The sequence below is a fragment of the Variovorax sp. 10L426 genome (genome assembly GCF_056395305.1).
Genome location: NZ_JBFTJF010000015.1, coordinates 84,221 through 107,342, shown reverse-complemented (window position 1 = coordinate 107,342; position 23,122 = coordinate 84,221). Strand labels below are relative to the sequence as shown.

Annotated in this window: 23 protein-coding genes; 12 read left to right on the top strand and 11 right to left on the bottom strand. The window is 66.5% G+C overall.

The features are described 5' to 3' along the window. The first annotated feature begins 112 nt into the window (after nucleotides 1-112). The 4 genes from AC1DHL_RS21625 to AC1DHL_RS21610 are packed head-to-tail and all read left to right on the top strand — an operon-like array spanning nucleotide 113 to nucleotide 2,670. Nucleotides 113-661 (top strand): hypothetical protein, encoded by a 549-nt coding sequence (locus AC1DHL_RS21625; RefSeq protein ID WP_478163315.1) that lies wholly within the window; start codon nucleotides 113-115, stop codon nucleotides 659-661. Between the two features lie 51 nt (nucleotides 662-712). Next, nucleotides 713-1,189 carry a phasin family protein gene (locus AC1DHL_RS21620; protein ID WP_478163314.1) on the top strand — a complete coding sequence of 159 codons (477 nt, stop codon included), beginning with the start codon at nucleotides 713-715 and terminating at the stop codon, nucleotides 1,187-1,189. A 29-nt stretch (nucleotides 1,190-1,218) separates the two neighbouring features. Next, entirely contained in the window at nucleotides 1,219-1,851 is a 633-nt protein-coding gene (locus AC1DHL_RS21615) for a TetR/AcrR family transcriptional regulator (protein WP_478098990.1), read from the top strand. A 45-nt stretch (nucleotides 1,852-1,896) separates the two neighbouring features. After that, the gene (locus tag AC1DHL_RS21610; RefSeq protein ID WP_478098989.1) at nucleotides 1,897-2,670 is read left to right on the top strand and encodes an esterase/lipase family protein; all 774 of its coding nucleotides are present in this window, start codon (nucleotides 1,897-1,899) and stop codon (nucleotides 2,668-2,670) included. Between the two features lies 1 nt (nucleotide 2,671). Here AC1DHL_RS21610 and AC1DHL_RS21605 read toward each other — a convergent pair whose 3' ends face one another. Genes AC1DHL_RS21605 through AC1DHL_RS21585 form a run of 5 tightly spaced genes read right to left on the bottom strand, consistent with a single transcriptional unit; the run spans nucleotide 2,672 to nucleotide 7,379 of the window. Then, entirely contained in the window at nucleotides 2,672-3,694 is a 1,023-nt protein-coding gene (locus AC1DHL_RS21605; protein ID WP_478163313.1) for a 2Fe-2S iron-sulfur cluster-binding protein, read from the bottom strand. 4 nt (nucleotides 3,695-3,698) lie between these two features. Continuing rightward, the gene (locus AC1DHL_RS21600; protein WP_478163312.1) at nucleotides 3,699-4,685 is read right to left on the bottom strand and encodes a PdxA family dehydrogenase; all 987 of its coding nucleotides are present in this window, start codon (nucleotides 4,683-4,685) and stop codon (nucleotides 3,699-3,701) included. Beyond that, a complete protein-coding gene (locus AC1DHL_RS21595; protein ID WP_478098984.1) occupies nucleotides 4,682-5,146 on the bottom strand; it encodes an aromatic-ring-hydroxylating dioxygenase subunit beta in 465 nt (154 codons plus the stop codon). The genes AC1DHL_RS21600 and AC1DHL_RS21595 overlap by 4 nt, the downstream gene beginning before the upstream one ends. Nucleotides 5,147-5,161: 15 nt before the next feature. Then, nucleotides 5,162-6,406, bottom strand: coding sequence for a Rieske 2Fe-2S domain-containing protein (locus tag AC1DHL_RS21590; protein ID WP_478163311.1), 1,245 nt, complete (start codon nucleotides 6,404-6,406; stop codon nucleotides 5,162-5,164). 4 nt (nucleotides 6,407-6,410) lie between these two features. Then, complete coding sequence (locus AC1DHL_RS21585) at nucleotides 6,411-7,379, bottom strand: Bug family tripartite tricarboxylate transporter substrate binding protein (protein ID WP_478163310.1); 969 nt, start codon at nucleotides 7,377-7,379, stop codon at nucleotides 6,411-6,413. An 84-nt stretch (nucleotides 7,380-7,463) separates the two neighbouring features. Between AC1DHL_RS21585 and AC1DHL_RS21580 the strand changes: the two genes are divergently transcribed. Beyond that, on the top strand, nucleotides 7,464-8,276 hold the full coding sequence (locus AC1DHL_RS21580; RefSeq protein WP_478163309.1) for an IclR family transcriptional regulator domain-containing protein: 813 nt from the start codon (nucleotides 7,464-7,466) through the stop codon (nucleotides 8,274-8,276). 13 nt (nucleotides 8,277-8,289) lie between these two features. Here AC1DHL_RS21580 and AC1DHL_RS21575 read toward each other — a convergent pair whose 3' ends face one another. Beyond that, on the bottom strand, nucleotides 8,290-8,994 hold the full coding sequence (locus AC1DHL_RS21575; protein WP_478163308.1) for a TetR/AcrR family transcriptional regulator: 705 nt from the start codon (nucleotides 8,992-8,994) through the stop codon (nucleotides 8,290-8,292). Between the two features lie 75 nt (nucleotides 8,995-9,069). On the opposite strand from AC1DHL_RS21575, the gene AC1DHL_RS21570 reads away from it, so the two are divergent. From AC1DHL_RS21570 to AC1DHL_RS21550, 5 genes are all read left to right on the top strand, one after another. Continuing rightward, nucleotides 9,070-10,683 (top strand): AMP-binding protein, encoded by a 1,614-nt coding sequence (locus tag AC1DHL_RS21570; protein ID WP_478163307.1) that lies wholly within the window; start codon nucleotides 9,070-9,072, stop codon nucleotides 10,681-10,683. Nucleotides 10,684-10,686: 3 nt separating this feature from the next. Further along, on the top strand, nucleotides 10,687-13,986 hold the full coding sequence (locus tag AC1DHL_RS21565; protein ID WP_478163306.1) for a carboxyl transferase domain-containing protein: 3,300 nt from the start codon (nucleotides 10,687-10,689) through the stop codon (nucleotides 13,984-13,986). A gap of 31 nt (nucleotides 13,987-14,017) precedes the next feature. Further along, the gene (locus AC1DHL_RS21560) at nucleotides 14,018-15,280 is read left to right on the top strand and encodes an SGNH/GDSL hydrolase family protein (RefSeq protein ID WP_478163305.1); all 1,263 of its coding nucleotides are present in this window, start codon (nucleotides 14,018-14,020) and stop codon (nucleotides 15,278-15,280) included. Nucleotides 15,281-15,394: 114 nt separating this feature from the next. Then, nucleotides 15,395-15,772 (top strand): YXWGXW repeat-containing protein, encoded by a 378-nt coding sequence (locus tag AC1DHL_RS21555; RefSeq protein ID WP_478163304.1) that lies wholly within the window; start codon nucleotides 15,395-15,397, stop codon nucleotides 15,770-15,772. Nucleotides 15,773-16,047: 275 nt separating this feature from the next. Continuing rightward, nucleotides 16,048-16,425, top strand: a complete 378-nt coding sequence (locus AC1DHL_RS21550; protein ID WP_478163303.1) for a helicase SNF2 — start codon at nucleotides 16,048-16,050, stop codon at nucleotides 16,423-16,425. 72 nt (nucleotides 16,426-16,497) lie between these two features. Here AC1DHL_RS21550 and AC1DHL_RS21545 read toward each other — a convergent pair whose 3' ends face one another. From AC1DHL_RS21545 to AC1DHL_RS21530, 4 genes are read right to left on the bottom strand one after another with little or no spacing between them, the layout of a single operon-like run. Continuing rightward, on the bottom strand, nucleotides 16,498-17,223 hold the full coding sequence (locus AC1DHL_RS21545; RefSeq protein WP_478163302.1) for an LrgB family protein: 726 nt from the start codon (nucleotides 17,221-17,223) through the stop codon (nucleotides 16,498-16,500). 13 nt (nucleotides 17,224-17,236) lie between these two features. After that, entirely contained in the window at nucleotides 17,237-17,584 is a 348-nt protein-coding gene (locus AC1DHL_RS21540) for a CidA/LrgA family protein (RefSeq protein WP_478098967.1), read from the bottom strand. A 1-nt stretch (nucleotide 17,585) separates the two neighbouring features. Further along, nucleotides 17,586-19,091, bottom strand: coding sequence for an FAD-linked oxidase C-terminal domain-containing protein (locus AC1DHL_RS21535; RefSeq protein ID WP_478163301.1), 1,506 nt, complete (start codon nucleotides 19,089-19,091; stop codon nucleotides 17,586-17,588). Continuing rightward, nucleotides 19,088-20,026: a LysR family transcriptional regulator gene (locus tag AC1DHL_RS21530; RefSeq protein WP_478163300.1), complete on the bottom strand. Its 939-nt coding sequence runs from the start codon at nucleotides 20,024-20,026 to the stop codon at nucleotides 19,088-19,090. The genes AC1DHL_RS21535 and AC1DHL_RS21530 overlap by 4 nt, the downstream gene beginning before the upstream one ends. 99 nt (nucleotides 20,027-20,125) lie before the next feature. On the opposite strand from AC1DHL_RS21530, the gene AC1DHL_RS21525 reads away from it, so the two are divergent. Then, nucleotides 20,126-21,190: an Ldh family oxidoreductase gene (locus AC1DHL_RS21525; protein ID WP_478163299.1), complete on the top strand. Its 1,065-nt coding sequence runs from the start codon at nucleotides 20,126-20,128 to the stop codon at nucleotides 21,188-21,190. A gap of 42 nt (nucleotides 21,191-21,232) precedes the next feature. Beyond that, nucleotides 21,233-22,204, top strand: a complete 972-nt coding sequence (locus tag AC1DHL_RS21520; protein WP_478163298.1) for a Bug family tripartite tricarboxylate transporter substrate binding protein — start codon at nucleotides 21,233-21,235, stop codon at nucleotides 22,202-22,204. Between the two features lies 1 nt (nucleotide 22,205). On the opposite strand, the gene purU is transcribed toward AC1DHL_RS21520, so the two are convergent. Next, nucleotides 22,206-23,051: a formyltetrahydrofolate deformylase gene (gene purU / locus AC1DHL_RS21515; RefSeq protein WP_478163297.1), complete on the bottom strand. Its 846-nt coding sequence runs from the start codon at nucleotides 23,049-23,051 to the stop codon at nucleotides 22,206-22,208. Nucleotides 23,052-23,122 lie beyond the last annotated feature (71 nt).

Below are 23,122 nucleotides of genomic sequence, written 5' to 3'. Positions count from 1 at the left end.
AAATGGACTAACTATCGAACCGTTCTAGTTTTTCAGGCCTAGGGCTTTACGGAGAAGATGACCCCATCGCGTCGGATCCATGGCGCGTTCATCAACCTCAAAGGAAACCACCATGTCCACGCAAAACATCTCCACCGCCGCCATCCACGTCGTCGGCCAGTACAACGACGCAGGCAAGACCCTCGTCAGCGCCTACCGTGCCGGTGCGCATCGCCTGCTGGGCGGCGCCGCTTCGCGCTACAGCGCGTTCCTGGACGCTCGCGAACTGCCGATGGTGAGCGACGACGTCAAGGCCCGCCTGCTGAGCGCGCAAGAAAAGGTGACCGGCTTCCTCGCGAGCCGTCTCGACATCGACACCAGCCGCGTCGTCTCGCTGATGGACCGCGTTGCCACCGGCGCGACCAGCGGCATCGAATCGATCGCCAACATCGCCGCCCGCGTCGAAGCGCCCCTGGGTGCCTCGGTCGTGAACGCCTTCAACCGCGTTCACCAGCCGATCGCCGACGTTTCGGTGAAGATCGCCGACACGATCGCCGCTGGCGCCAAGAAGATCGAAAGCCGCGTGGCCGGCGAAGCAGCTATTGCGGAAGAAACCGTGAAGGCCGCCAAGCCCGCAACCCGTCGTGCAACCCGCACGAGCCGCGCCGTCAGCAAGGTCTGATTCCGGAGGCGGGCGGCCGCCTCACTTCCGTAACGTTCCCTGGAGCAACGCATGGCGACTCGCCGCGATGAAACTGACAGCGTGAAGAAGAAGGCGGCATCGCCGGCCAGGAAGACGGTGTCCGCCAAGAAGGCGGCACCGCGCAAGACACCCGCGGCGAAGAAAGCCGCAGGCACTGATTCCACAGCGGCCCAACCCAAGGAAGAAGCCGGTCAAGCAGGCCCCAAAGGCCTGCTGCGAGCCGGCCTCAAGGCGTTGGGCACGGTGCGCGACGATGTCGTCAAGCACCAGACCAATGTGATCGAAAGCCTCCTCGGCATCGGCAAGACCGACCCGGCGGGCGGCAAGTTTCCCGGCCTCGATACCTTCGGCATCCGCAAGTTCGAGGACGTGTTCGACCAGCGCGTCGCGACGTCGCTGCAACGCCTCGGCATGCCGAGCGCCCAGGAATTCCAGGAACTGCGCGAGCAGATACGACTGCTGCTCGAACACGTCGAGCGGATCGAATCCGGTCGACGCAAGCGCTGAGGTCCGGCGGACAGAGCTATCTTCAGCCCGTGGCCAGTTCCAACACGCGAGAACGCATCCTGCAGACCAGCCTTGCGCTGTTCAATGCGCAGGGGCTCGCGGCGGTGTCGACGCACCGCATTGCAGCCGAGCTCGAAATCAGCCCCGGCAACCTCCATTACCACTTCAAGGCCAAGCAGCTCATCGTCGAGCGGCTTTTCCGGCGTTTCGAGGAGAGCCTCGCGCTGCTCAATGCGTCGGTCGACAACGTGCGCGCAATCGATGACCTCTGGCTGTCGCTGCATCTGCGTTTCGAGGCGATCGACGCCTATCGATTCGTCTATCGCGACATGGCCTTTCTTTCCAGCGAATATCCGGCGCTGGGCCAGCGCGCCCAGGCACTGACGGCGCAGAACCTTCTGGCGGCCAAGTCGCTGTGCGAGACGCTGGTCGCCGCAGGTGTCATCGAGGCGACAGCGGAAGAGGCCCAGATGCTGGCACTTCAGATGGTCTTCACCACGACCTGCTGGCTTTCGTTCGAGCGCCTCGTGCCGGGCCGCGACGCCTTGCAGCAGGCCGATCCGGGGCTTGCGGCTTTCTACACGCTGACGCTGATTTCTCCGTATGTCTCGCGCGAATCGAGGGCTTACCTCGATTACCTGCGAGGCAAATACCTCGGATAAATAGCGCTGTCGGCCGATTGGCTAGAAAGACAAATGGAGCTATCGATGATGACTGCCGCTCATGAACCCATCGCGCCGCCTTCGCGGCTGCTGCTCCTTGCTGAAGGACGTGCCCTCTGGGAGGCCGGTGCCGCCGTGGCGCTATGGCCGCTGCTGCAACTCGCGCCGCGCGGCGACGGCCATTCGGTCCTCGTGCTGCCGGGGCTGATCGCGAGCGATCTTTCCACCAAGCTGCTGCGGCGCTACCTGCGAAGCCGCGGCTACGACGCGCACGGCTGGGGCCTGGGCCGCAACCTCGGGCCGCGCGATGGCGTGGAAGACGGCATGACGCGCAAGCTCGAATCGCTGCATGCCGAGAGCGGCCGCAAGGTCAGCCTCGTCGGGTGGAGCCTGGGCGGTGTCTATGCGCGCCTGCTCGCGTCGAGCAGGCCGGACCTCGTGCGCAGCGTGGTCACGCTGGGCAGCCCATTCACCGGCAGCGCTCGCGCGACGAACGCATGGCGGGTCTATGAAGGCGTGAGCGGCCAGAGTTCGGAAGATCCGCGCCGCATGAAGCGCGTTCAGCCGACGCCTTCGGTGCCGACCACGTCGATCTTCAGTCGCAGCGACGGTGTCGTTGCCTGGCGTTGCAGCATCGAGGAAACCGGGCCGCAATCGGAGAACATCGAGGTGGTGGCCAGCCACCTGGGTCTCGGCGCGCATCCGGCGGTGCTCTACGCGCTGGCCGATCGCCTGGCCCAGCCCGAAGGGAGCTGGAAGCCGTTCGATCGCGGAACGTTCGGTCCGCTGGTCTATCCCGATCCCGCGCGCCCACACTGAACTACGGCTCGGGCGTCGCCGCGGCGGGTCCGTCGACGAAGACATCCGCATGGAAGTCGGCCGCGTCGTGGCCGCAGCGTTGCGCCGTCTCGCGCACCGCCTGGACCATGCCCGGCGAACCGCAGGCGTAGACCTCGTGCCCGGCCAGATCGGGGCAGTGCACGGCAAGCGCCTGGTCGACGCGGCCCGCGAAGGCGCCGTCAGGCGCTTGCGTCGTGTCCTCGCTCAGCGCGGCGACGAAACGGAAGTCCGGCCACTGGCGCCGCCACTTCGACACCGCCGCGCTCAGATAGATGCCGTCGGCTTGGCGCGCGCCCCAGATCAAGGTGATCGGCCGCGTGATGCGACGTTTGGCCATGTCATCGATGAGTGACTTGACCGGCGCAAAGCCCGTCCCGCCGGCCACGAAGATGATGGGCCGGGCCGATGCGCCATCGAGCGTGACGGCGCCGAAGGGCAGTTCGATCTCCAGCAGATCGCCCTGCTGCAAGCTGGGCACGCGCGCGCTGAATGCGCCCCCGGGCACGTGCCGGATGTGCAGCGTCAGCGCATCGCTCTCGTGCGGCGCATTGGCCATCGAATAGCAGCGTCTTGTGCCGTTGCCCACGTCGATCTGCAGGTACTGGCCGGCGTGGAATTTCGCGCGCTGCCCGGCCGGCAGGCGCAGTTGCAGCACCGAGACATCCGGCGCCGCGAGCTGGTTTCGAAACACCTTGGCCTGAAAGCGTTTGCGCGCTGTCGGGTCCACGCGGTGCCACGAGGCGGGGGTGACCGTCACGTCCGTGCGCGGCGCGCACATGCAGAAGAGCACCTGGTCCGGCAGGCAAGTCTCGTTGCGCATCGATGCGCCGCCGAGGCCCGCCACATCGCCGGATTCGACCCGCCCGGCGCAGTTGCCGCACACGCCCTTGCGGCAGGAATAGGGCAGCTCGATGCCGGCGCGCAGCGCGGCATCGAGAACGGATTCGGAATCGGCGCAGTCGAACGCGACGTCGCTGCCCGCAATGGCCACGCGATGAGTCATGGGGTCACTTTTCTGAGAGAGATGGATCCGGCGTGCCCGAGAGCAGCGCGATGGTTCGCAGCAGCGCGGTGCAGTCGGCAATGCCTTGGCCGGCGATATCCATCGCGCTGCCGTGGCCCACGCTCGAGAGCAGCACGTCGGCGCCGATGCTGAGGGCGCTTGCCGCGTTGGGTGCGAGCAGCTTGATGGGGATGTGGCCCTGGTCGTGCAGCATCGCGACATAGAGATCGTGGCGGCGTTGCGCCAGCAGCATGTCCGCGCCCGAGGGGCCTTCCACGCGCAAGCCCTCGGCTTGGAGCGTCCGCACGGCAGGCTCGACGACGGATGCATCTTCCGGCCCGAACAATCCGCCCTCGGATGCGTGCGGATTGATGCCGAAAATGCCGATCGACGGTGAGGGGTCGCCCAACAAGGCGCAGGCGCGGGCGCCGGCGCGCGCGGCCGCGACGACCAGCGCGGGCGTGAGCCGGTCGAGCGCGGTGCGCACGCTCTCGTGCAGCGTCGCGTGCACGATGCGAAGACCGCCGCCGACCAGCATCAGGAACACCGTGTCTTCCGGTACTTCGCAGACCCGTGCGACCAGCGAGGGATAGCCGCTGAAGCGGATGCCGGCCTGGTGGATCGCGGTTTCGTGATGAGGGCACGCAATCACGGCGTCGACCTCACCACGCCGGCACGCCTCGATCGCCGCAGTCGCCGACGCCACGGCAGACGCGCCTGCAGCCGCTTCGATGCGACCGGGCCGGGCAACAGCCGCCGGCAGTTCGCCCACATCGTTGACGCGCAGTTCGCGAAGCAGCGCGGAATGGCCCAGAACAGCAGCGGTGCGCTCGAGCACGCTGCCCGGTCCGTACAAGGTGATGCCGGCCCGCGCTTCGGCCGGCAGCGCCGCCATGGCCTTGAGCGCGATCTCCGGGCCGATGCCGTTGGGATCGCCGGCCGCGAGCGCAAGCCGGCGGCGCGTCGATGTGGGCGGAGCGGTCGCGTTCACAGCGGCAATGCGAGCAATGTGTCCGTCACCGTGCTGTCGCACACGGCCACGCGAGACTGCAGCCGCAGCCGTCCGTCCTGTTGCACGAAGCGGTCCTGGTAATACCCAGTAGCAAATACATCCGTCTGGCCAGTCGCCATGATGCGCGCCACCATGAATGGCGTACGCGCCTCGGCGTGGTCGTCTTCGGCTTTCAGCAGCAAGGGAATGCCCAGCAGGTGCCGGTAGCGCTGGCGCTCGTAGATGTTGGCTTCGCGCAGGGCCGCAATGCGGTCTTCCAGCATCGCGCGCGAGTCGGCGTAGACGATGCCGGCCGGCAGGCCCTCGCGCTCGTTTTCGATGTGCGTGATGCGGTACTGGCCGTCGTCGGCGAAGAAGTCGGGCCATCGTTCGAGCGCATCGCTGTCGATGGCGTCGGCGTAGGCGGCGTTGAAGGCGCAGAGCGCCAGAAGGTCGATCATGAAGGTGCTCCGCTTTCAGGTGCCCATGTGGTGGCGGTAGGCCTTCCAGAAGCCGCGCACGGAGGCTTCGGTGGCGCGACCTTCGCTGGATGCGGCGCTGTCGCCGCCCATTTCGACGACCGCGTCATGGTCGTGCGCGCCGGCGATGCCGCGCTGCACGAAGCCGCCGACCGCGCCGTCTTCCATCGAGATGAAGCCGGCCGGGCCGATCAGATTCGACTGCTTGAGCCGGACCGTTCTCTGCTCGGGCGTGTCGTCGGCATAGCCCAGGTAGGTCCAGTTGAGCTCGGTGCGCTCCACGCCCTTGGGCAGTACCTGGCGCACCGCCAGGCAGTTCTGGATCTGCTGCAGCACGAAACCGGGGAAGACGGAGAGGATCTGCAGCGTCACGCCGTCGCTGTACTCGGTGAATCCGGCGAGCAGCGTCGGATCCTTGAGCCGGTAGCGGTCGGTGTCAGAGCGAAGTCCTTGCTCCTTGTAGGAGGCATCTTTTTCCGCGGCCGGATCGATCATCGAATAGCTCACGTGATGTCCGCCGCTTTCGTCGACGATCACGCCACCCTTCTGCGACAGGCGATTGAGCTCGAAGGTGGTGAAGAACAAGTGCAGCAAGCTGGCGTGGTAGCTGTCCTTGACGTTCTCCACGTAGAGCTTCCAGTTGTTCGGCAGCGCCTGCGTGAAGCGGCCGATCACCTCGACCGGCTTGTGCAGCACGCGCTCGATGCGCGCGCAGATCTCGTCGCCGAGGTATTCCTCGATGCCGGGAACGTCTTCGCTGAAGCTGCCGAAGACCAGGCCGCAGAAGGTTGCGATGCGCAGTTTGCGCGGGCCGTGTTCTTCCTTGCAGAAGCCTGCCGGCATGCCGCCCTGGCCCTTGACGCCCTTCTCGAAGGCGATGCCTGTGAGGTCGCCCTGGCGGTTGTAGCTCCAGGCGTGATAGACGCACTGGAAGTTCTCGGCGCGGCCGGACTTTTCGAGCGCAATCAATGCACCGCGGTGCGCGCAGCGATTCTCGAAGGCATAGATTTCGCCGTCGTCGTCGCGCACGACCACCACGGGCGTCTCGCCGGCGAAGGTCGTGCGGTAGCTGCCGCTGTCGGGCAGTTCAGCTTCCAGGCACAGGTAGTTCCAGACCTCGCCGCGGAAGATGCGCGCCTGCTCATCTGCCGCCGTCTGCGCATCGCTGTAGAGCGCGAAGGGAATGCGCGTGAGACCGGGGCCGGCCCACTGGATCGGTTGGGATTGAAGTGCGTCTGTCATGGTGTCAGTCGATGGTCACGTTGGCGTTCTTGATGACCTTGGCCCACTTGGCCGATTCGGCCTGGATGAACTGGCCGGTTCGCGCGCTGTCCCAACCGCGCGGCTCGGCGCCCTGTTCGGCGAACTGCCGCTTGACGTCCGGCAGTGCGAGCGCATCGGCGAAGGCCTTCTGCGTGGCTTGCACCTTGGCCGCTGGGGTGCCCGGCGGAGCGACCAGGGCGAACCAGGTCACGGCATTCATGGCCGGCAACTTCTGTTCGGCAAAGGTGGGCACGTTGGGCAGCGCGGGCGAGCGTTGCTCGTCGGCAATCGCGAGGATGCGCAACTTGCCGCTCTGGTGGAACGGCAGCGACGAACTCAGGTTGTCGAAGAACACGTCGATCTGTCCTCCAATGAGATCGACAAGTGCGGGCGCGGTGCCCTTGTAGGGCACGTGCACCATCTCGGTCCCGGTCAGCTGCATGAACATGCTGGCCGTCAGGTGCGACGTGGTGCCGTTGCCCTGCGAGCCGTAGCTGAGCTTGCCGGGATTGGCCTTCAGGTAGGCGATGAGTTCGGGCACGCTGTGCACCGGCAGCTTGGGGTTGATCACCAGCACGTTCGGCACCGTCGCGATCATGGTGACGGGCACCCACTTCGTGGGATCGAAGCTCAGCTTGCGGTAGAGATGCTGGTTGATCGCGATCGGCGCTGGCGGCGAAGCCAGCAGCGTCTCGCCGTCCGGCGGGGCGTTGTAGACCACCTCGGCGCCGATGTTGCCGCCGGCGCCGGTGCGGTTCTCGATCATGACGCCGTCGGGAAAGCTGCCGCGCAGCTTGGCTGCGACCACGCGGGGAAGGATGTCGGCCGTGCCGCCGGCCGGAAAGGGAACCACGATCCTCAGGGGTTTGCCGTTCTGGGCCGCGGCGGCGCCCGCCAGGAAGGCGCTGGCCAAGCAAGCCGCGCCAAGGCGCCGGGCGAAGTGTTTGAACATGTGTGTCTGTCTCCGTGTCAGTCGTTCATCGGGGTGGGGGAAGTGTCTTGACGCAGCGCAGGACAAACAAGCTAGATTTGCGCTATGCGCAAAAATCACCTCGCCGACGCCACTCCTGCCGCTCCTGCCTTGGACTTCGCGGACAAGAACTTCGTGGCGTCGCTGCAAAAGGGATTGGACGTGCTGACCTGTTTCGGCCGCCAGCACAGCCGCCTCACGGTGTCGGAGGTGGCGCGGCTCACCGGCGGGTCGCCGGCTTCGGCCCGGCGCTCGCTGCTGACCTTGCGCGCCCTGGGCTACCTGGACAGCGACGGCAAGCGCTTCTGGCTGATGCCGAAGGTCCTCCTCGTTGCCCACGCCTACCTCGCATCGCGGCCGACGCCCTCGATGGCGCAGCCGCTGCTGGATGCGCTGTCGGAGCGCACGCGCGAATCGGCCTCGCTCGGGACGCTGCTGGAGGACGACGCCATCATCATCGCGCGCTCGACCGCGCGGCGCAGCCTCAGCACGGGGCTGGGCATCGGCTCCAGGCTGCCGGCCTATTGCTCGGCGCTCGGGCGCGTGCTGCTGGCGAGCCTGCCGCCCGACGAAGCAGCGCAGCGCGTGCATGCAATGCCGCGTCGCCGTCTCACGCCGCGCACGGTGTTCGAGACCGACGAGGTGTTGGCCCTGATCGCGCGCTGCCGCGAGGAAGGCTATGCCGGCAATGACGGCGAACTGGAGTTGGGCGTGCGTTCGATGGCGGTACCGGTACTCGACCGCAGCGGCGTGACGGTGGCCGCGATGAGCATCGCCGTGCGCGCCGAGCGGATGGAACTGCTCGAGCTTCGCGATGCCTTCCTGCCGGCGCTGCGCAAGGCGAGCGCCACGCTCACTGGCCGGCTCTATCCCGAATGAGGCGGCGCTTCGGTCAGCCGTCGCGCTCGCGCAGCCCGAGCACTCGCCATGCGAGCCTCGACAGCTCCGCCACCACTTCGTCGGGCGACAGGCGGCCGTCGGGCCGGTACCAGCTGTAGAGAAAGCCCGGCAGGCTGAGCGCGGCGAAAGCGGTGATCTTGGTCTCGCCGAAATCGAGGTCGCCATCGGCGCGCGCCTGCTCCAGCAGCGGGAACAACTGGTCGTAGAAGTGATGGGCCAGCTTCTTCTGCGCAGCGATGTACTCGGGGCGATAGACCTGCGGCTCTTTGTAGGCGAAGAAGGCGCAGGGATGGTGCGACACCGTCGCGCGGATCAGGCGCTCGATGCCTTCCTTGACCTTCTCGACGGCGCGGCGCTTGTCGTCCTGCGCGAAATCCATCGAGGTGAAACAATCGACCGCAGGCCGCCACGACAGCGTCTCGAAGATCTCCTGCTTGTCGCGGAAGTAGTAGTAGACGAAAGGCTTGGTGGCGTCCAGCGCGCGCACGATCTGCGCCATCGTCGTGTTCGCATAGCCCTGCGCCGCGAAGAGTTGCGCCGCTGCCTGCAGGATTCGTTCGCGCTGCACGTCGGTGCCGGCGGTGGCGGTGCGCTGCCGTCCCGTGCCCTGCGGCAGGTCGGTTCTCCCGGAAGGCGCATTGCCGCGCTCAGGGGGTTGGTGAGAGGGTTTTTGCCGTGTCGCCGAAGTTATACCCATGGGTAGGATTGTTGGTGCACCATGGGGCCATGGCAAGCGACCAAGCCCTATCGATAACCCTGTGAGAGTGACGCCATGGAGACAACCCAGCTTCCCGATCGCCCGCAGCAGCCGCTGCACGAGTACCTCCGCACGCACGCGCGCGAGCGTGGCGATCACCCGGCCTGCATCTGGTACGGCCACGCGACGAGCTACGCCGAGCTGGACGCCGCGAGCGATGCTTTCGCGGCGCGGCTCCAGGCGATCGGCGTTCGCAAGGGCGATCCGGTCGTGCTCTTCCTCAACAACTGCCCGCAGTACCTCGTGGCGCACTTCGGCATTCAGAAGATCGGCGCGATCGTGTGCCCGAGCGGCCCGCTCAACAAGGAGCACGAACTGGCCTATCAGGTCAACGACCTGAAGGCGCGCGTGATCGTTGCCGCGTCGTCGCTCCTGCCGGTGGTTGACAAGGTGCGCGCGGCGAGTGCACTCGAACATGTGTTCGTCGTGCACTACGCCGATCTGTTGCCCGTCACGCCGACGCTCGACGTGCCCGCCGATCTCGTTGCGGCACAGTGCGAGCCGCGCAGTGTGCCCGCCGGCTGCGAGGACTTCCTTGCCGTGACGAAGAGCGGCAAGCATCCCGCACCGGTCGAGATCACGCTCGATGACGTGGCGCTCATGACCTACACGTCCGGCACCACCGGGCTGCCGAAGGGCGCGATGCTGACCTACGGCAACGCGCTTTTCAAGACCCGCGCCGCCGCGGACTGCAACGGCGTCACCGCCAGCGATGTGCTGCTCTCGATCGCGCCGCTCTATCACATCGCGGGCATGCTGATGGGCGTCAATGTGCCGGTGTTCACCGGCGCGACGTCCGTGCTGCTGCATCGCTTCGAGCCGCGCGCCGCGCTGCGGGCGATCGAACGCTACAAGGTGAGCTGGTGGTACAGCATCGCGCCGATGAACGTCGCTTGCATGCAGGTCGAAGGCATCGCGAACATCGACCTCTCGAGCCTGCGCATGAATCCGGTGACCAGCTTCGGCATCGCCTTCACCCAGCCGCTGGCGCAGCAATGGCGCGGCTTTGCGAAGAACTGCAGTTCCTTCGAGGCCGCCTACGGCCTGAGCGAGACCCACACCTGCGACACCTACACGCCGCACGACGCACCGCGCTGGGGTACGCAGGGCATTCCGGTGCCGGGCGTCACGATCCGCATCATCGACGCCGACACGGGCGAGGACAAGCCGGTGGGTGAGGTCGGGGAGATCGTGCTCGCCAGCGCGGGCTCCTTCAAGGGCTATTGGAACAAGCCGGAGGCCACGGCCGCAACGCTGCGCAACGGCTGGGTTCACACCGGCGACATGGGCAAGCTCGATGCCGACGGCTACCTCACCTTCATCGGCCGCTTCAAGGAAATGATCAAGGTCTCGGGCTACAGCGTGTTCCCCGAAGAGGTGGAAACCATCCTGATGAAGCATCCGGCCGTCGCGCAGGCCGCGGTCATCGCGCAGCCCGATGCGGACAAGGGCGAGGTGGTGAAGGCCTTCATCGTGAAGAAGCCCGGCGCGGAACTCGATGCCGATGCGCTGATCGCCTGGTCGCGCGAGAACATGGCCACTTACAAGGCGCCGCGAGCGGTGAAGTTCATCGACGCGCTGCCAACCACCGGCGCCGGAAAAGTACTGCGCCGCCTCCTCAAAGACTGACAGATGATGAAGAAAGTCCTGATTGCCAATCGCGGCGAAATAGCGGTGCGGCTGGTGCGCGCGCTGCGCGACCTCGGCATCGAGAGTGTTGCCGTCCACGCGAAGGACGACGCATCGGCACTCCACGTGCAGTTGGCCGACGTCGCGGTGCCATTGCCTGCGACCGGTCCTTCGGCGTACCTCGACATGGCGGCCCTGATCGCGGTTGCACGCGACCACGGCTGCGATGCGGTGCATCCCGGCTACGGCTTCCTGAGCGAGCGCGCGGACTTCGCCAAGGCCTGCGCCGAAGCCGGCCTGCGCTTCATCGGCCCGACGCCGGACCAGCTCGCGCTGTTCGGCGACAAGGCACGTGCGCGTGCGCTGGCCGAGCAATGCGATGTGCCGGTGATGCCCGGCAGCGTCGGTGCGGTGACACTTGCCGAGGCGCAGGCTTTCTTCGCTGCGCAGCAGGCCGAAGGCGCGGGCGTGATGGTGAAGGCCATCGGCGGAGGCGGCGGACGCGGCATGCGCGCAGTGCTGAATGCCGACGAACTGCCCGAGGCGCACGCACGCTGCATGTCGGAGGCCAAGGCGGCTTTCGGCGTCGAGGGCGTCTACGTCGAGCGCTTGATGCGCAACGCGCGCCACATCGAAGTGCAGGTGATCGGCGACGGACAGTCCGTCGCCAGCCTGGGTGAGCGCGAATGCACGCTGCAACGGCGCTTCCAGAAACTGGTCGAGATCGCGCCGAGTCCTTCGCTGCCGGAGGCGCTTCGCGAGCAGGTCACGCAGGCGGCGCTTCGCATGGCCAAGGCGGTGGGCTACCAAAGCCTGGGCACTTTCGAATTCCTCGTCGACGAGCATTCGTCGACGCTGCCCTATGTCTTCATCGAAGCCAATCCGAGATTGCAGGTCGAGCACACCGTGACCGAAGCGGTGACGGGCCTGGACCTCGTGCAATTGCAGATCGGTGTCGCGATGGGGCAAACCATTGCCAATCTTGTGGTCGAGACGGGCCGCACAGCGCCGCAGCGAGGGTTCGCGGTGCAGTGGCGCGTCAACGCCGAAACGCTCGATGCGCAAGGCAACGCGCGGCCATCCGGCGGCACGCTGACGCGCTTCGATCTTCAGGCCGGTCCTGGCGTGCGTGTCGACACGCATGGCTATGCCGGCCTCGCGCCTTCGCCGCACTACGACACGCTGCTTGCCAAGCTGATCGTTCACTCGTCGTCCGCGCGCTTTGCCGACGTGGTGCGGCGCTCGCTGCGCGCGCTGGAGGAGTGCCACATCGACGGCATCGCGACCAACCTCTCGCTGCTGCAGGCCATCGCGATGCGGCCGGAATTCGCAACGCAGGCGGTGCACACGCGATTCGTCGAGGCGCACCTGGCCGATCTGCTCGCCGCTGCCGCGCAAGTGGACGCGGCCGCCGCGAAGCACGCGCGTCCTGCGGCGATCCAGGCTGCGCAGGCCGTGTTGCGGGATGAGGACGACGGCCTCATGGTCAAGGCGCCGATGCCGGCCAAGCTCGTGCAATTCGAAGTCGATGTCGGCGACGTCGTGCCGGCTGGCGCGCAGATCGGCGTGCTCGAAGCCATGAAGATGGAGCATCTCCTGCACGCGCCGGCCGCGGGGCGCGTGGTCACGCTCCTGGCGGAGCCGGGCGACTACCTCGTCGAAGGCCAGTCGCTGGTGAAGCTGGAGGCCGTGGATGCGCATGCCATCGAAGCCGAAGCGCGCACGGAGCGCGACCTCGACGAGATCCGCCCCGACCTGCAGAAGGTGATCGACCGCCACGCGTTCACGCTCGACGAGAATCGCGCCGCCACGGTGGCGAAGCGTCATGCGCAGGGCGGGCGCACCGCTCGCGCCAACATCGCGGACCTTTGCGACCTGGCCGACGAGCCGGGAAACTTCAGCGAATACGGTGCACTGGCGATCGCCGCGCAGACGCGCCGCCGCTCGCTCGAAGACCTGATCGCCAACACACCCGCCGACGGCATGGTGACCGGCATCGGCAGCATCAACGCGAAGCAGTTCGGGCCAGAGAAATCGCGCTGCGTGGTCATGTCCTACGACTACACCGTGCTCGCGGGCACGCAGGGCATGCGCAACCATCACAAGACCGACCGCATGCTGGGCATCGCACACCAACTCGGACTGCCGGTGGTGCTGTTCGCCGAAGGTGGCGGCGGAAGGCCCGGCGATACCGACATGCCCATCGTCGCGGGCCTGAACAACCACACCTTCAGCCAGTTCGCGGCGCTTTCAGGCAAGGTGCCGGTGGTCGGTATCGTTCACGGGCGTTGCTTCGCGGGCAATGCGGCGCTGTTGGGCTGCGCGGATGTGATCATCGCCACCGAAGCCAGCAACATCGGCATGAGCGGCCCCGCGATGATCGAGGGCGGCGGCCTCGGTACCTTCGCGCCGGAGCAGATCGGGCCGAGCAGCGTGCAGTCGCGCAACGGCGTGATCGACATCCTCGTGAAGAACGAGGCCGATGCGGTAGCCGCCGCGAAGCAGTATCTTTCGTATTTCCAAGGTCCGACGAGCGAGTGGGAATGCGCCGACCAGCGTGCGCTGCGTCATGCCATTCCCGAGAACCGCCTGCGTGTCTATGACGTGCGTGCCGCGATGCGTGGCGTGGTCGACATCGGCTCGCTGCTGGAACTGCGCGCCGGCTTCGGCGCCGGCATCGTGACGGCGCTGGCGCGCATCGAAGGCAAGTCGGTCGGGCTGCTCGCGAACAACCCGCACCACCTCGGCGGTGCGATCGACGTCGATGCCGCAGACAAGGCCGCGCGATTCATGCAGCTTTGCAACGCGCATGGCCTGCCGCTGGTGGCGCTGTGCGACACGCCCGGCTTCATGGTCGGCCCGGAGGTCGAGGCGCAGGCCCAGGTGCGGCACGTGTGCCGCATGTTCATGGTGGCTTCGCATCTGCGCGTGCCGTATTTCGCGGTCGTGTTGCGCAAGGGTTATGGACTCGGCGCGCAGGCGATGACGGCAGGCGGCTTCGATGCACCGGTGTTCACCGTGGCATGGCCCACCGGGGAGTTCGGTGCCATGGGGCTCGAAGGTGCGGTGCGGCTGGGCTTCCGCAAGGAACTCGAAGCCGCTGCCGAAGGGCCGGAGCGCGATGCGCTGTTCAAGAAGCTGGTTGCGCAGCAGTATGCGAACGGCGAGGCGATCCACATGGCGCAGACGCTGGAGATCGACGCCGTCATCGATCCGGCCGACACCCGGGGCTGGCTGGTGCGTGGATTGGCCTCGTCCGCGGCGTCGCGCCGTCCGGCCGCGGCGTACGTCGACACCTGGTGAAAGGGATTCCGTAAACTGCGCTGCTTTGCGCATGAACCTTGTTGCACGACTCCTTGGTGCGCTGCTGCTGAGCGTGCTGCTGGCGAATCCGCCGGCACTCGCGCAGGTGCGCCAGGCGCGCGATGAGGTGCGCTGGACCGGGAGTTGGGCCGCTGCGCCGCAGGACTACGCACAGGCGCTCCCGTGGAGCGGTGCGCCGTCATCGCCCCCACCTTTGCTCGACAACCTGACATTGCGCCAGGGTCTGCAGCCCACCTTGGGCGGACAGCGCGTCAGGGTGCGGTTTTCCAATCGCTTCGGCAACATGCCTCTGCATATCGCGTCGGCGAGCGTGGCGCGCAGTACCGGCGGAAATGCCGTTTCCCCCGGCACGCTGCAAAGTTTGCGATTCGGCGGGCGCGCCGACGTCACGATCGCGCCGGGCAGGGAGGTGTGGAGCGATGCGACCTCATTCGCCGTGGCGCCGGACCAGGCCGTCTCGGTCAGTTTTCACGTCGATGCGCCGGTGTCGTTCGCGACCGTTCATCACCTGACACCCGGCGCGACCTGGATCACGCCGGGCGATGCCGTCCGGCAGGCCAACTGGACCGATGCCACGCGTTCCGGGTGGAACCACATCGTGACCGGTCTGGATGTGGTTGGCCCCCGGGCCTCGCGCGTCGTGGTCGCATTCGGCGATTCGATCACCGAGGGCGCAGGGATCGTGGGCGATGGGCATGCCGTGCGCTATCCCGAGCGGCTGGCATTGCGCTTGCGCGGAAAGCCGGGCAGCGCAGGGCTGTTCGCGGTGCTCAACGAGGGCATTTCGGGTAATCGCCTGCTCAGCGATGGTGCCGGGGCCAAGGGCGTCGAGCGCTTCGAGCGCGACGTGCTGGGACAGAGCGGCGTGACGCACGTCATCATCCTCATCGGCATCAACGACATCGGCTTGACCTTGCAGGATTCAGGCGGGCGACTCGGCGCTCCGACTGTTGATCAGATCACCGCTGGCCTGCAGCAGTTGATCGACCAGTCGCGTGCCTGGGGCGTCAAGGTGCTGTTGGGCACGTTGCTGCCCTTCAAGGGCTCGGCCTACTGGAATGAGGAGAAGGAGATTCGGCGACAGTCAGTGAATCGCTGGATCCGCGGCCAGCAGGGCATCGACGGCGTCATCGATTTCGATGCTGCGTTGCGAGATCCCGCCGACCCGCAGTCGCTGAAGCCGGTCTACGACCTGGGTGATCACTTGCATCCGAGCGCTGCGGGCCATGCCGCGATGGCCGACGCGATCGACCTGCGCGCACTCCAGAAATAGCCATCCCATCGCAAATTCGGTCGACACAGGTTTACACAAGACTTCGTCGGCGGCTTACGAACGGTACACATGAGGCAGGGAGGATGAAGTCTCCAGCAACTCAAAGGAGTCCTCATGAAAAAACTGGCTGTCACTTTTGCGATGGGCGCTGCGTCTCTTCTGTCCGTTGGCGCCATGGTCGTGCCGACCGCCGCCCAGGCGCAGGCCGTGATCTCGGTGCGGGTGGGGCCGCCGCCGGCGCCGCGCTATGAGCGCGTGCCGCCGCCCCGCCCCGGCTACGCGTGGGCGCCTGGCCACTATGAGTGGAACCATGGGCGATACGTCTGGCAAGGCGGCAACTGGATGCGCGCGAGGCCGGGCTACGCCTACCGCGCGCCCCAATGGCACGAGCGCGGCGGCCGCTGGGAATATCAGGCCGGCGGATGGGACAACGATCACGACGGCGTGCCGAACCGGTATGACCATCGGCCGAACAATCCGTCCCGAAGCTGATCTCCGCAAGGGCGCCGCCTGAGGCGCGGCGCCCTCAGCGAGAAGTGAGTTCTCGCTCCTGTTTTTTTGACTGTTTCAATTTCGTCAACACGGCAGTTCGGATTCATTAGGGTTTCTACTAAGAATTCAGGCGCACAATTCATCCCACAGAGCAGCAAGCAAGCAGTTCTGGGTGAACAGGGCCCCCGAGCGAGGTGGCTGCCCTTCAAGGGCGGCCCCCACCCAAGACCGGTTCGAAATCATCCTAAGCAGTCAAGCAGTCAAAGGACATTGAAATGAAGACCTCGAAGATCATCGCCGCAGCCGCACTCACTCTCCTGGCCGCAGCCGGCGCCCAAGCAGAAACCTACGAAGGCGTGCACCCGCTCGTGTCGGCAAACAGCCGCGCAACGGTCCGCGCCGATGCCGTGACCGCGGCACACCAGGTCAACCCCTATGCCGACGGCGCCGAGTCGGGCGTCCCGGCGGTTGTCGTGAGCGCCAGCACCCGCGCCGCCGTGCGCAACCAGGGCGTTGCCGCTGCGCACAGCGCCGACCCGTATGCGGAAGGCGCCTCGGCCGGTGTGGCACCGATTCTGGCCAGCACCGTCAACCGCGATGCCGTGCGCGCCGAAGCGCGTGCTGCGGCACGCGGCAACCCGCTCGCGCTGTAATTCACGCGCCTCGGGCGCAATACCAAGAAGCCGGCCATGCGAAATGCATGGGCCGGCTTTTTTCTGCTTCGCTCAAAAGAGGCGAAACACCAGTGGCATCAGCAGCGCCGCAAGGACCACCTGCATGCCCAGTGCGAGACCGGCGTAGGCGCCGGCATCCGCATTGACGTGCAGCGCCCTGGCCGCGCCGATGCCGTGCGCGGCGGTGCCCAGGCCGAAACCGCGCGCGGCATAGCCTTGACTGCTGGTGCTGATTCGCAGCGCGTCGAAGAGGTACTTGCCGGACAGCGCGCCGATCATGCCGGTCAGCACTGCGAACACAGCCGAAAGTGCCGGAATACCGCCGATCTTTTCGGCGATCCCCATCGCAACGGGCGCCGTCACCGACTTGGGTGCGAGCGACAGCACCACGTCGTGCGGCAACCCCATCGCCCAACCCAATGCCACGGCAGAACCGCCAGCGGCCGCGCCCCCCAGCAGCGATGCGAGCACCAGCCGACCGAAGCGCGCACGCAGCTCGGCGCGCCGCTGCCACAGCGGCCATGCGAGCGCGACCACGGCCGGCCCGAGCAGGAAGTGAATGAACTGCGCGCCTGCGAAGTAGGTCTGGTAGTCCACATGCGTGAGCAGCAGTCCGCTCGCCAGCACGATCACCGACCAGAGCACCGGATTGGCCCAAGGCGCCGCACCGAGCCGTGTGTACGCCGCATTCGCGAGCAGATACACGACCAGCGTCGCGGTGAGGCCGAAGAGCGGCGTGGCCGATAGATAGATCCAGAGTTCGACGAAACGCGGCATGCTCAGGCTTCCCTTACGCTTTTTGTTTGCGGTCTGGCCAGTAGAGCACCAGCGCCGTGACGGCCAGCCCGATCCACGTCGACAGCGCGATGATCACGAGCATCCGCCCGCCGAACTGGCTGAGCAGCGCGAGGTGCGTCATCACGCCCACGCCGACCGGAACGAAGAGCAGCGAAAGGTGACCGAGCAGAAATGTCGCGCATTCGGCCACCGGCTCGCGCACAACGGAAAAACGCAAGCCTGCGAGCATCAGCATCATGCCGAGCACGGGCCCCGGAAGAGGCAAGGACAAGCCTCGCGAAAGAACCTCGCCGGCAGACTGGAACACCAGCAGCCAAGCCATGCCGCGCAATCCGTTCATCTCAAAAGCGCGGAAGATCGGCGAACGGCTGCGGCTTGCTGCTGCGGAACACCTGCTTGCCGTATTCGGCGCAGCGCTGCAGCGTCGGAATCACCTTGCCGGGGTTCAAGAGACCCGCCGGGTCGAAGGCGCGCTTCACCCCGAACATCTGCTCGTTCTCGGCCGCCGTGAACTGCACGCACATGCTGTTGAGCTTCTCGACGCCGACGCCATGCTCGCCCGACACCGTGCCGCCCATCGCAACACTGGTCTCGAGGATGTCGGCGCCGAACAACTCGCAGCGGTGAAGCTCGTCGGGATCATTCGCGTCGAACAGCACCAGCGGATGCAGGTTGCCATCGCCCGCGTGGAACACGTTGCAGCAGCGCAGGTTGTATTTCTTTTCCATCTCCTGGATGGCCAACAGGATGTCGGCGAGCCGCTTGCGCGGGATGGTCGAGTCCAGGCACATGTAGTCCGGGCTGATTCGGCCCGATGCGGGGAACGCGTTCTTGCGGCCGCTCCAGAACCGGAGGCGCTCCTCTTCGTTCTCGCTGCAGGCGATCGCGGTGGCGCCGCAGCCGCGCAGCACGTCGGTCATGCGGCCGATTTCCTCCTCGACCTCCTCGGGCGTGCCGTCGGATTCGCACAGAAGGATCGCCGCGGCATCGAGGTCGTAGCCCGCGCGCACGAAGTCTTCGACTGCGGCAGTCATGGGTTTGTCCATCATCTCCAGCCCCGCCGGGATGATGCCGGCCGCGATCACTGCGGCGACCGCATCGCCGGCTTTGCGCACATCGTCGAAGCTGGCCATGATGCAGCGCGCCAACTGCGGCTTCGGCACGAGCTTGACGGTCACTTCGGTGGTCACGGCCAGCATGCCTTCGCTGCCGATCACGAGCGCCAGCAGGTCGAGTCCGGCGCAGTCGAGCGCCTCGCTGCCGAACTCGATCGGGTCGCCCTCGGCCGTGAAGCCGCGCACGCGCAACACGTTGTGCAGCGTCAGGCCGTACTTGAGGCAGTGCACGCCGCCCGAGTTCTCCGCCACGTTGCCGCCGATGGTGCAGGCGATCTGGCTCGAAGGATCGGGCGCGTAGTAGAGGCCGAAGGGCGCCGCCGCCTCGCTGATCGCGAGATTTCGCACGCCGCACTGCACGACGGCCGTGCGGCTCACTGGATCGATCTTGAGGATGCGGTTGAACTTGGCGAGCGATAACGTGACGCCGAGCGCGTTCGGCATCGCGCCGCCGGAGAGACCCGTGCCCGCGCCGCGCGCCACGATGGGCACGCCCAGCGCATGACAGGTCTTGAGCACGGCCTGCACCTGCGCTTCGTTTTCGGGCAGCGCGACGACCAGCGGGCGCTGGCGGTAGGCCGTGAGGCCATCGCATTCATAAGGGACGGTGTCCTCGTCGTTCGACAGGACGGCGTGCGATGGGAGCTTCGCCTGCAAGGCGCTCACCACCCTGGCCTGAAGTTCTCTACGGGAGACGGAGGCGTTCCCGGTTTCGACCGACGCTGTGTTCATGCCGCCATTGTCTCCGTCTTGGCTGCCACGGGCGCCGATCCGAAGCTGAAAACGCCAGCCGCCGCGAGCTTGCCGGCCTCGGCCCGCACCACGTCGGCCACCACGGCGATGGCCGCGTTCTGCGCGCGCTCGATGCGCGTGGCCAGCATCAGCATGCGATGCAACTGCACGCCGGAGACTTCCGACAGGCGCACCGTGCCTTGGCGCTGTTCCTTGAAGACCGACACCGGCATGACCGTCGCCCATCGGCCTTGAAGCACGAGTTCGCGGATGGCATCGACCGAGTCGATCTCTGCTTGGATATTGAGCCGTGTGCCGAGCGGCGCGAGGGTTCGTTCCACGATGCCGCGATGCAGCCGCGTCATCAGCAGCGGAACCTTGGCGAGCGCGGCCAGCGGCACCACCGGCGGCGTGTTGGCTTGCATTGGCGTGATGAGCGCGAAGGGCTCGGCCAGCAGTGGTTGATGGGCGAGGGCGCGGTTGGGCTCGGGGTTGGTCACCACCGCCAGGTCGATCCTGCCCCGTTCGAGGCTCTCCAGCAATTGCGGCGTGAAGGCCTCGCGCACGACCAGCCGAATGCCGGCCAGGCCGTGATGACAGCGCTCGAACACGCCGGGCAGGAGCACCCGCGTGAGCGTCGGCGACACGCCGAGCACCACCGTGGACGCCGAATTGGCATCGCCGTTCGTCAACAACTGCCTCACGCGCGCCGACTCGGCCAGCATGCGCTGCGCCGATTCGTAGAGGGTTGCGCCTTCCTGGGTCAGCCGAACGCCGCGCGGACCGCGCTGCAGGAGTTGGACGCCCAGTTCAGTCTCCAGATCGCGCAATTGCCGCGTCAACGCGGATTGGGCGATCGAAAGCGCCGTCGCCGCGGCGGTGAAACTGCCGGCATCGGCAATGGCAACGAAATAGCGCAGGGTGCGAAGGTTCATGGCGGCTGCCTGTCGATGGGAGCAATCGCAAAATGATATGGCTCCGAACCGATTCGGCATTGGACGACGGTGTAGCGCTTACCTAGACTGCCGCGACATATGACAACCGATAGCAAAACCATATGGATTCCCGGTGAGCGCCTGCGGCGTTTCACCGCCGAGGCGCTGGAGCGGGTGGGCCTTTCCCGCGACGATGCGGATTGCGTCGCTGGCCTGATGGCCGAGGCCGACCTGCAGGGTTCGGACGGCCACGGGATCATCCGTCTGCCGCAGTACGTCCAGCGCATCGAGGCCGGCGGCATCAACGTTCGGCCCCATATTCGCGTGGTCGAGGAGCGTGCCGCCATGGCGGTGGTGGATGGCGACAACGGCATGGGCCATCTGGTGGTGTCGCACGCGGTGCGAATCGCCATCGAGAAAGCGCGCAGTGCGGGTGTCGCCTGGGTGGGCACGCGCGCCAGCAACCACGCGGGACCCGCTTCGCTCTACGCGCGCATGCCGGTGGCGCACGACATGATCGGGCTGTACTTCGCGGTCGGCAACGCCAACCACATGGCGCCCTGGGGCGGCATGGAGATGCTGCTGTCGACCAACCCCATTGCCGCGGGGATTCCCGCCGGGGATGAGCCTGCTGTCGTGCTCGACATGGCAACGACCGTCGCGGCCTACGGCAAGGTCAAGGCCAAGGCCAAGCGCGGCGAGCCGATGCCCGAGGGCTGGATGATCGATCGCCAGGGGCGTCCGCTCACCGACCCCAAGCGGTCGAACGAGGGGTTTCTGTTGCCGATCGGCGGCCACAAGGGTTACGGTCTCGCGCTCATCGTCGGCCTGCTGGCCGGTACGCTGCAAGGCGCCGCGATGGGGCGCGACCTGATCGATTTCAACGCCGATCACGTCACGCCCACCAATACCGGACAGGCCATCCTCGTGATCGATCTCGCAGCTTTCGGCGGGGCGGGGCCGTTCAAGGCGGCCGTCGACGCGCTGGTGCGCGACATCCGCAACAGCGAGCGCCTGCCGGGCGTGGAGCGCATCTGGCTGCCCGGCGAACAAAGCCACGGCCGACGCGCGGCGTACGAGAAGAGCGGCGTGCCGGTCGCGGCCGCGCTGGTCGATGATCTCGATCAGCTGGCCGCCCGGCTCGGCATCGCCGCGCTGCGCTGAAGCGCGCGGCCGTTCAAAGAAATAAGAACTACGGAGACTCCCATGACATTCCTGCAACGCCTTCTGGCCGGCCTATGGATCTGCAGCGCCGCGATGCTTGCATCCGCTCAGTCGGCGTATCCAACCAAGCCGATCCGCATGGTGATTCCGCTGGCGGCAGGCAGTGCCGTGGACAACGGTGCACGCGTCCTCACGCAGAAGATGGGTTCCGACCTCGGGCAGCCCTTCGTGCTGGAGAACATTCCCGGCTCGTCAGGCCTGATCGGTGCGGATCGTGTCGCGCACGCGGCACCGGACGGCTACACCCTGGGCGGGTTCAACGACAGCGTGCTGACGATGATTCCGCACATCTATCCCAAGGCGGGTTGGGATGCACTGACCGACTTCGCACCCATCTCGCTGGTCGGCACGATCGAATGGGGCCTGGTGGTCAAGCCCGATTCGCCCTTCCACACCGTGGACGATTTCATCAAGGCGGCGAAGGCGTCGCCCGGCAAGCTCAACTACGGCTCAGGCGGGAGCGGCAGCCCGCAGCACATCGCGATGGCGATGTTCGCCTCGCGCGCCGGAATCAACGTGACGCACGTGCCATACAAAGGAGCGACGCCGGCGGCGGTCGCGGTGGCCGGCGGAGAAGTCGATGCCGCGTTCCAGGGGCTGGGGACGGTCACATCGCTGATACAGGGCGGCAAGCTGCGCCTGCTCGCAGTGTCGACGCAGAAGCGACTGCCTCAGTATCCGGACGTGCCGACAGTGGCCGAGTCGGGCTTGCCGGACTTCTTCTTCAACTCGTGGTTCGCGCTGGTTGCGCCCAAGGGGACGCCGAAGGAGATCATCGATCGGCAATACACGGCGGTGCGCCATGCGTTGGATGACCCGGACACCAACGCCAAGCTGGTCGCCCAGGGCATCACGGTGCGGGGCATGCCGCCCGACGAGTTCGGCCGCGCGATCGCCGCGCAGTACGAGCTCTACCGCAAGGTGATCCAGGCGAACAACATCAAGGTCGACTGACTTAGCGGAAGACCACCGTGCGGTGGCCATTCAGCAGCACCCGGTGCTCGCTGTGCCACTTCACGGCGCGCGCGAGCACCTGACTTTCGGTGTCGCGACCGCGTGCGGTGAGGTCTTCGACCGTGTCGGTGTGGTCGGCGCGCTCCACGTCCTGCTCGATGATCGGGCCTTCGTCGAGGTCGGCCGTCACGTAGTGGGCGGTGGCGCCGATCAGCTTCACGCCGCGGTCATGTGCCTGGTAGTAGGGCTTGGCGCCCTTGAAGCTGGGCAGGAAGGAGTGGTGGATGTTGATGGCGCGGCCCGCGAGCCTGACGCACAGGTCGTTGCTCAGGATCTGCATGTAGCGCGCCAGCACCACGAGGTCGGCACCCTCGGCGTCGATGATCTCGAGTTGCCTGGCCTCTCCTTGCGCCTTGGTCGCGGCAGTCACCGGGATGTGGTGGAAGGGCACGTTGTAGCTCGCCGCCAGCTGATAGAAGTCGCGGTGGTTCGAGATGATGGCGCGCACGTCGATGGAGAGCAGGCCGCTCTTCCAGCGGAAGAGCAGGTCGTTGAGGCAGTGGCCTTCCTTGCTGACCATGATGACCGTCTTCATCGGTTCGGCGGCGGCGTAGAGCTTCCAGCGCATTCCGAATTTCGCCGCCAGTTCGCCGATCTGTTCGCGCAGCGCGGCTTCGCTTTGGTCGCACGCGAAGCGCACGCGCATGAAGAACAGGCCGGTACCGTGGTCGTTGTACTGGGCTGCTTCCTCGATGTTGCCGCCGCGATCGAGCAGGAAACCGGAAACAGCGTGGACGATGCCGGTGCGATCGGGGCAGGAAAGGGTAAGGATGTACGCGGGATTCATAAGGCCGGCCATTGTCGCAGGGCGCACGGTTGACGCGGCCGGTGCCAAAATCAACCTTTTCAAGCAAGAAC

Coding starts and splice junctions, on each gene's coding strand:
- AC1DHL_RS21595 (WP_478098984.1), bottom strand. CDS start 5,146: ATGATCGACCTTCTGGCGCTCTGCGCCTTCAACGCCGCCTACGCCGAC.
- AC1DHL_RS21575 (WP_478163308.1), bottom strand. CDS start 8,994: ATGGGTATAACTTCGGCGACACGGCAAAAACCCTCTCACCAACCCCCT.
- AC1DHL_RS21570 (WP_478163307.1), top strand. CDS start 9,070: ATGGAGACAACCCAGCTTCCCGATCGCCCGCAGCAGCCGCTGCACGAG.
- AC1DHL_RS21585 (WP_478163310.1), bottom strand. CDS start 7,379: ATGTTCAAACACTTCGCCCGGCGCCTTGGCGCGGCTTGCTTGGCCAGC.
- AC1DHL_RS21545 (WP_478163302.1), bottom strand. CDS start 17,223: ATGCCGCGTTTCGTCGAACTCTGGATCTATCTATCGGCCACGCCGCTC.
- AC1DHL_RS21565 (WP_478163306.1), top strand. CDS start 10,687: ATGATGAAGAAAGTCCTGATTGCCAATCGCGGCGAAATAGCGGTGCGG.
- AC1DHL_RS21520 (WP_478163298.1), top strand. CDS start 21,233: ATGACATTCCTGCAACGCCTTCTGGCCGGCCTATGGATCTGCAGCGCC.
- AC1DHL_RS21535 (WP_478163301.1), bottom strand. CDS start 19,091: ATGAACACAGCGTCGGTCGAAACCGGGAACGCCTCCGTCTCCCGTAGA.
- AC1DHL_RS21555 (WP_478163304.1), top strand. CDS start 15,395: ATGAAAAAACTGGCTGTCACTTTTGCGATGGGCGCTGCGTCTCTTCTG.
- AC1DHL_RS21530 (WP_478163300.1), bottom strand. CDS start 20,026: ATGAACCTTCGCACCCTGCGCTATTTCGTTGCCATTGCCGATGCCGGC.
- AC1DHL_RS21620 (WP_478163314.1), top strand. CDS start 713: ATGGCGACTCGCCGCGATGAAACTGACAGCGTGAAGAAGAAGGCGGCA.
- purU (WP_478163297.1), bottom strand. CDS start 23,051: ATGAATCCCGCGTACATCCTTACCCTTTCCTGCCCCGATCGCACCGGC.
- AC1DHL_RS21525 (WP_478163299.1), top strand. CDS start 20,126: ATGACAACCGATAGCAAAACCATATGGATTCCCGGTGAGCGCCTGCGG.
- AC1DHL_RS21610 (WP_478098989.1), top strand. CDS start 1,897: ATGATGACTGCCGCTCATGAACCCATCGCGCCGCCTTCGCGGCTGCTG.
- AC1DHL_RS21625 (WP_478163315.1), top strand. CDS start 113: ATGTCCACGCAAAACATCTCCACCGCCGCCATCCACGTCGTCGGCCAG.
- AC1DHL_RS21580 (WP_478163309.1), top strand. CDS start 7,464: ATGCGCAAAAATCACCTCGCCGACGCCACTCCTGCCGCTCCTGCCTTG.
- AC1DHL_RS21560 (WP_478163305.1), top strand. CDS start 14,018: ATGAACCTTGTTGCACGACTCCTTGGTGCGCTGCTGCTGAGCGTGCTG.
- AC1DHL_RS21550 (WP_478163303.1), top strand. CDS start 16,048: ATGAAGACCTCGAAGATCATCGCCGCAGCCGCACTCACTCTCCTGGCC.
- AC1DHL_RS21605 (WP_478163313.1), bottom strand. CDS start 3,694: ATGACTCATCGCGTGGCCATTGCGGGCAGCGACGTCGCGTTCGACTGC.
- AC1DHL_RS21540 (WP_478098967.1), bottom strand. CDS start 17,584: ATGAACGGATTGCGCGGCATGGCTTGGCTGCTGGTGTTCCAGTCTGCC.
- AC1DHL_RS21590 (WP_478163311.1), bottom strand. CDS start 6,406: ATGACAGACGCACTTCAATCCCAACCGATCCAGTGGGCCGGCCCCGGT.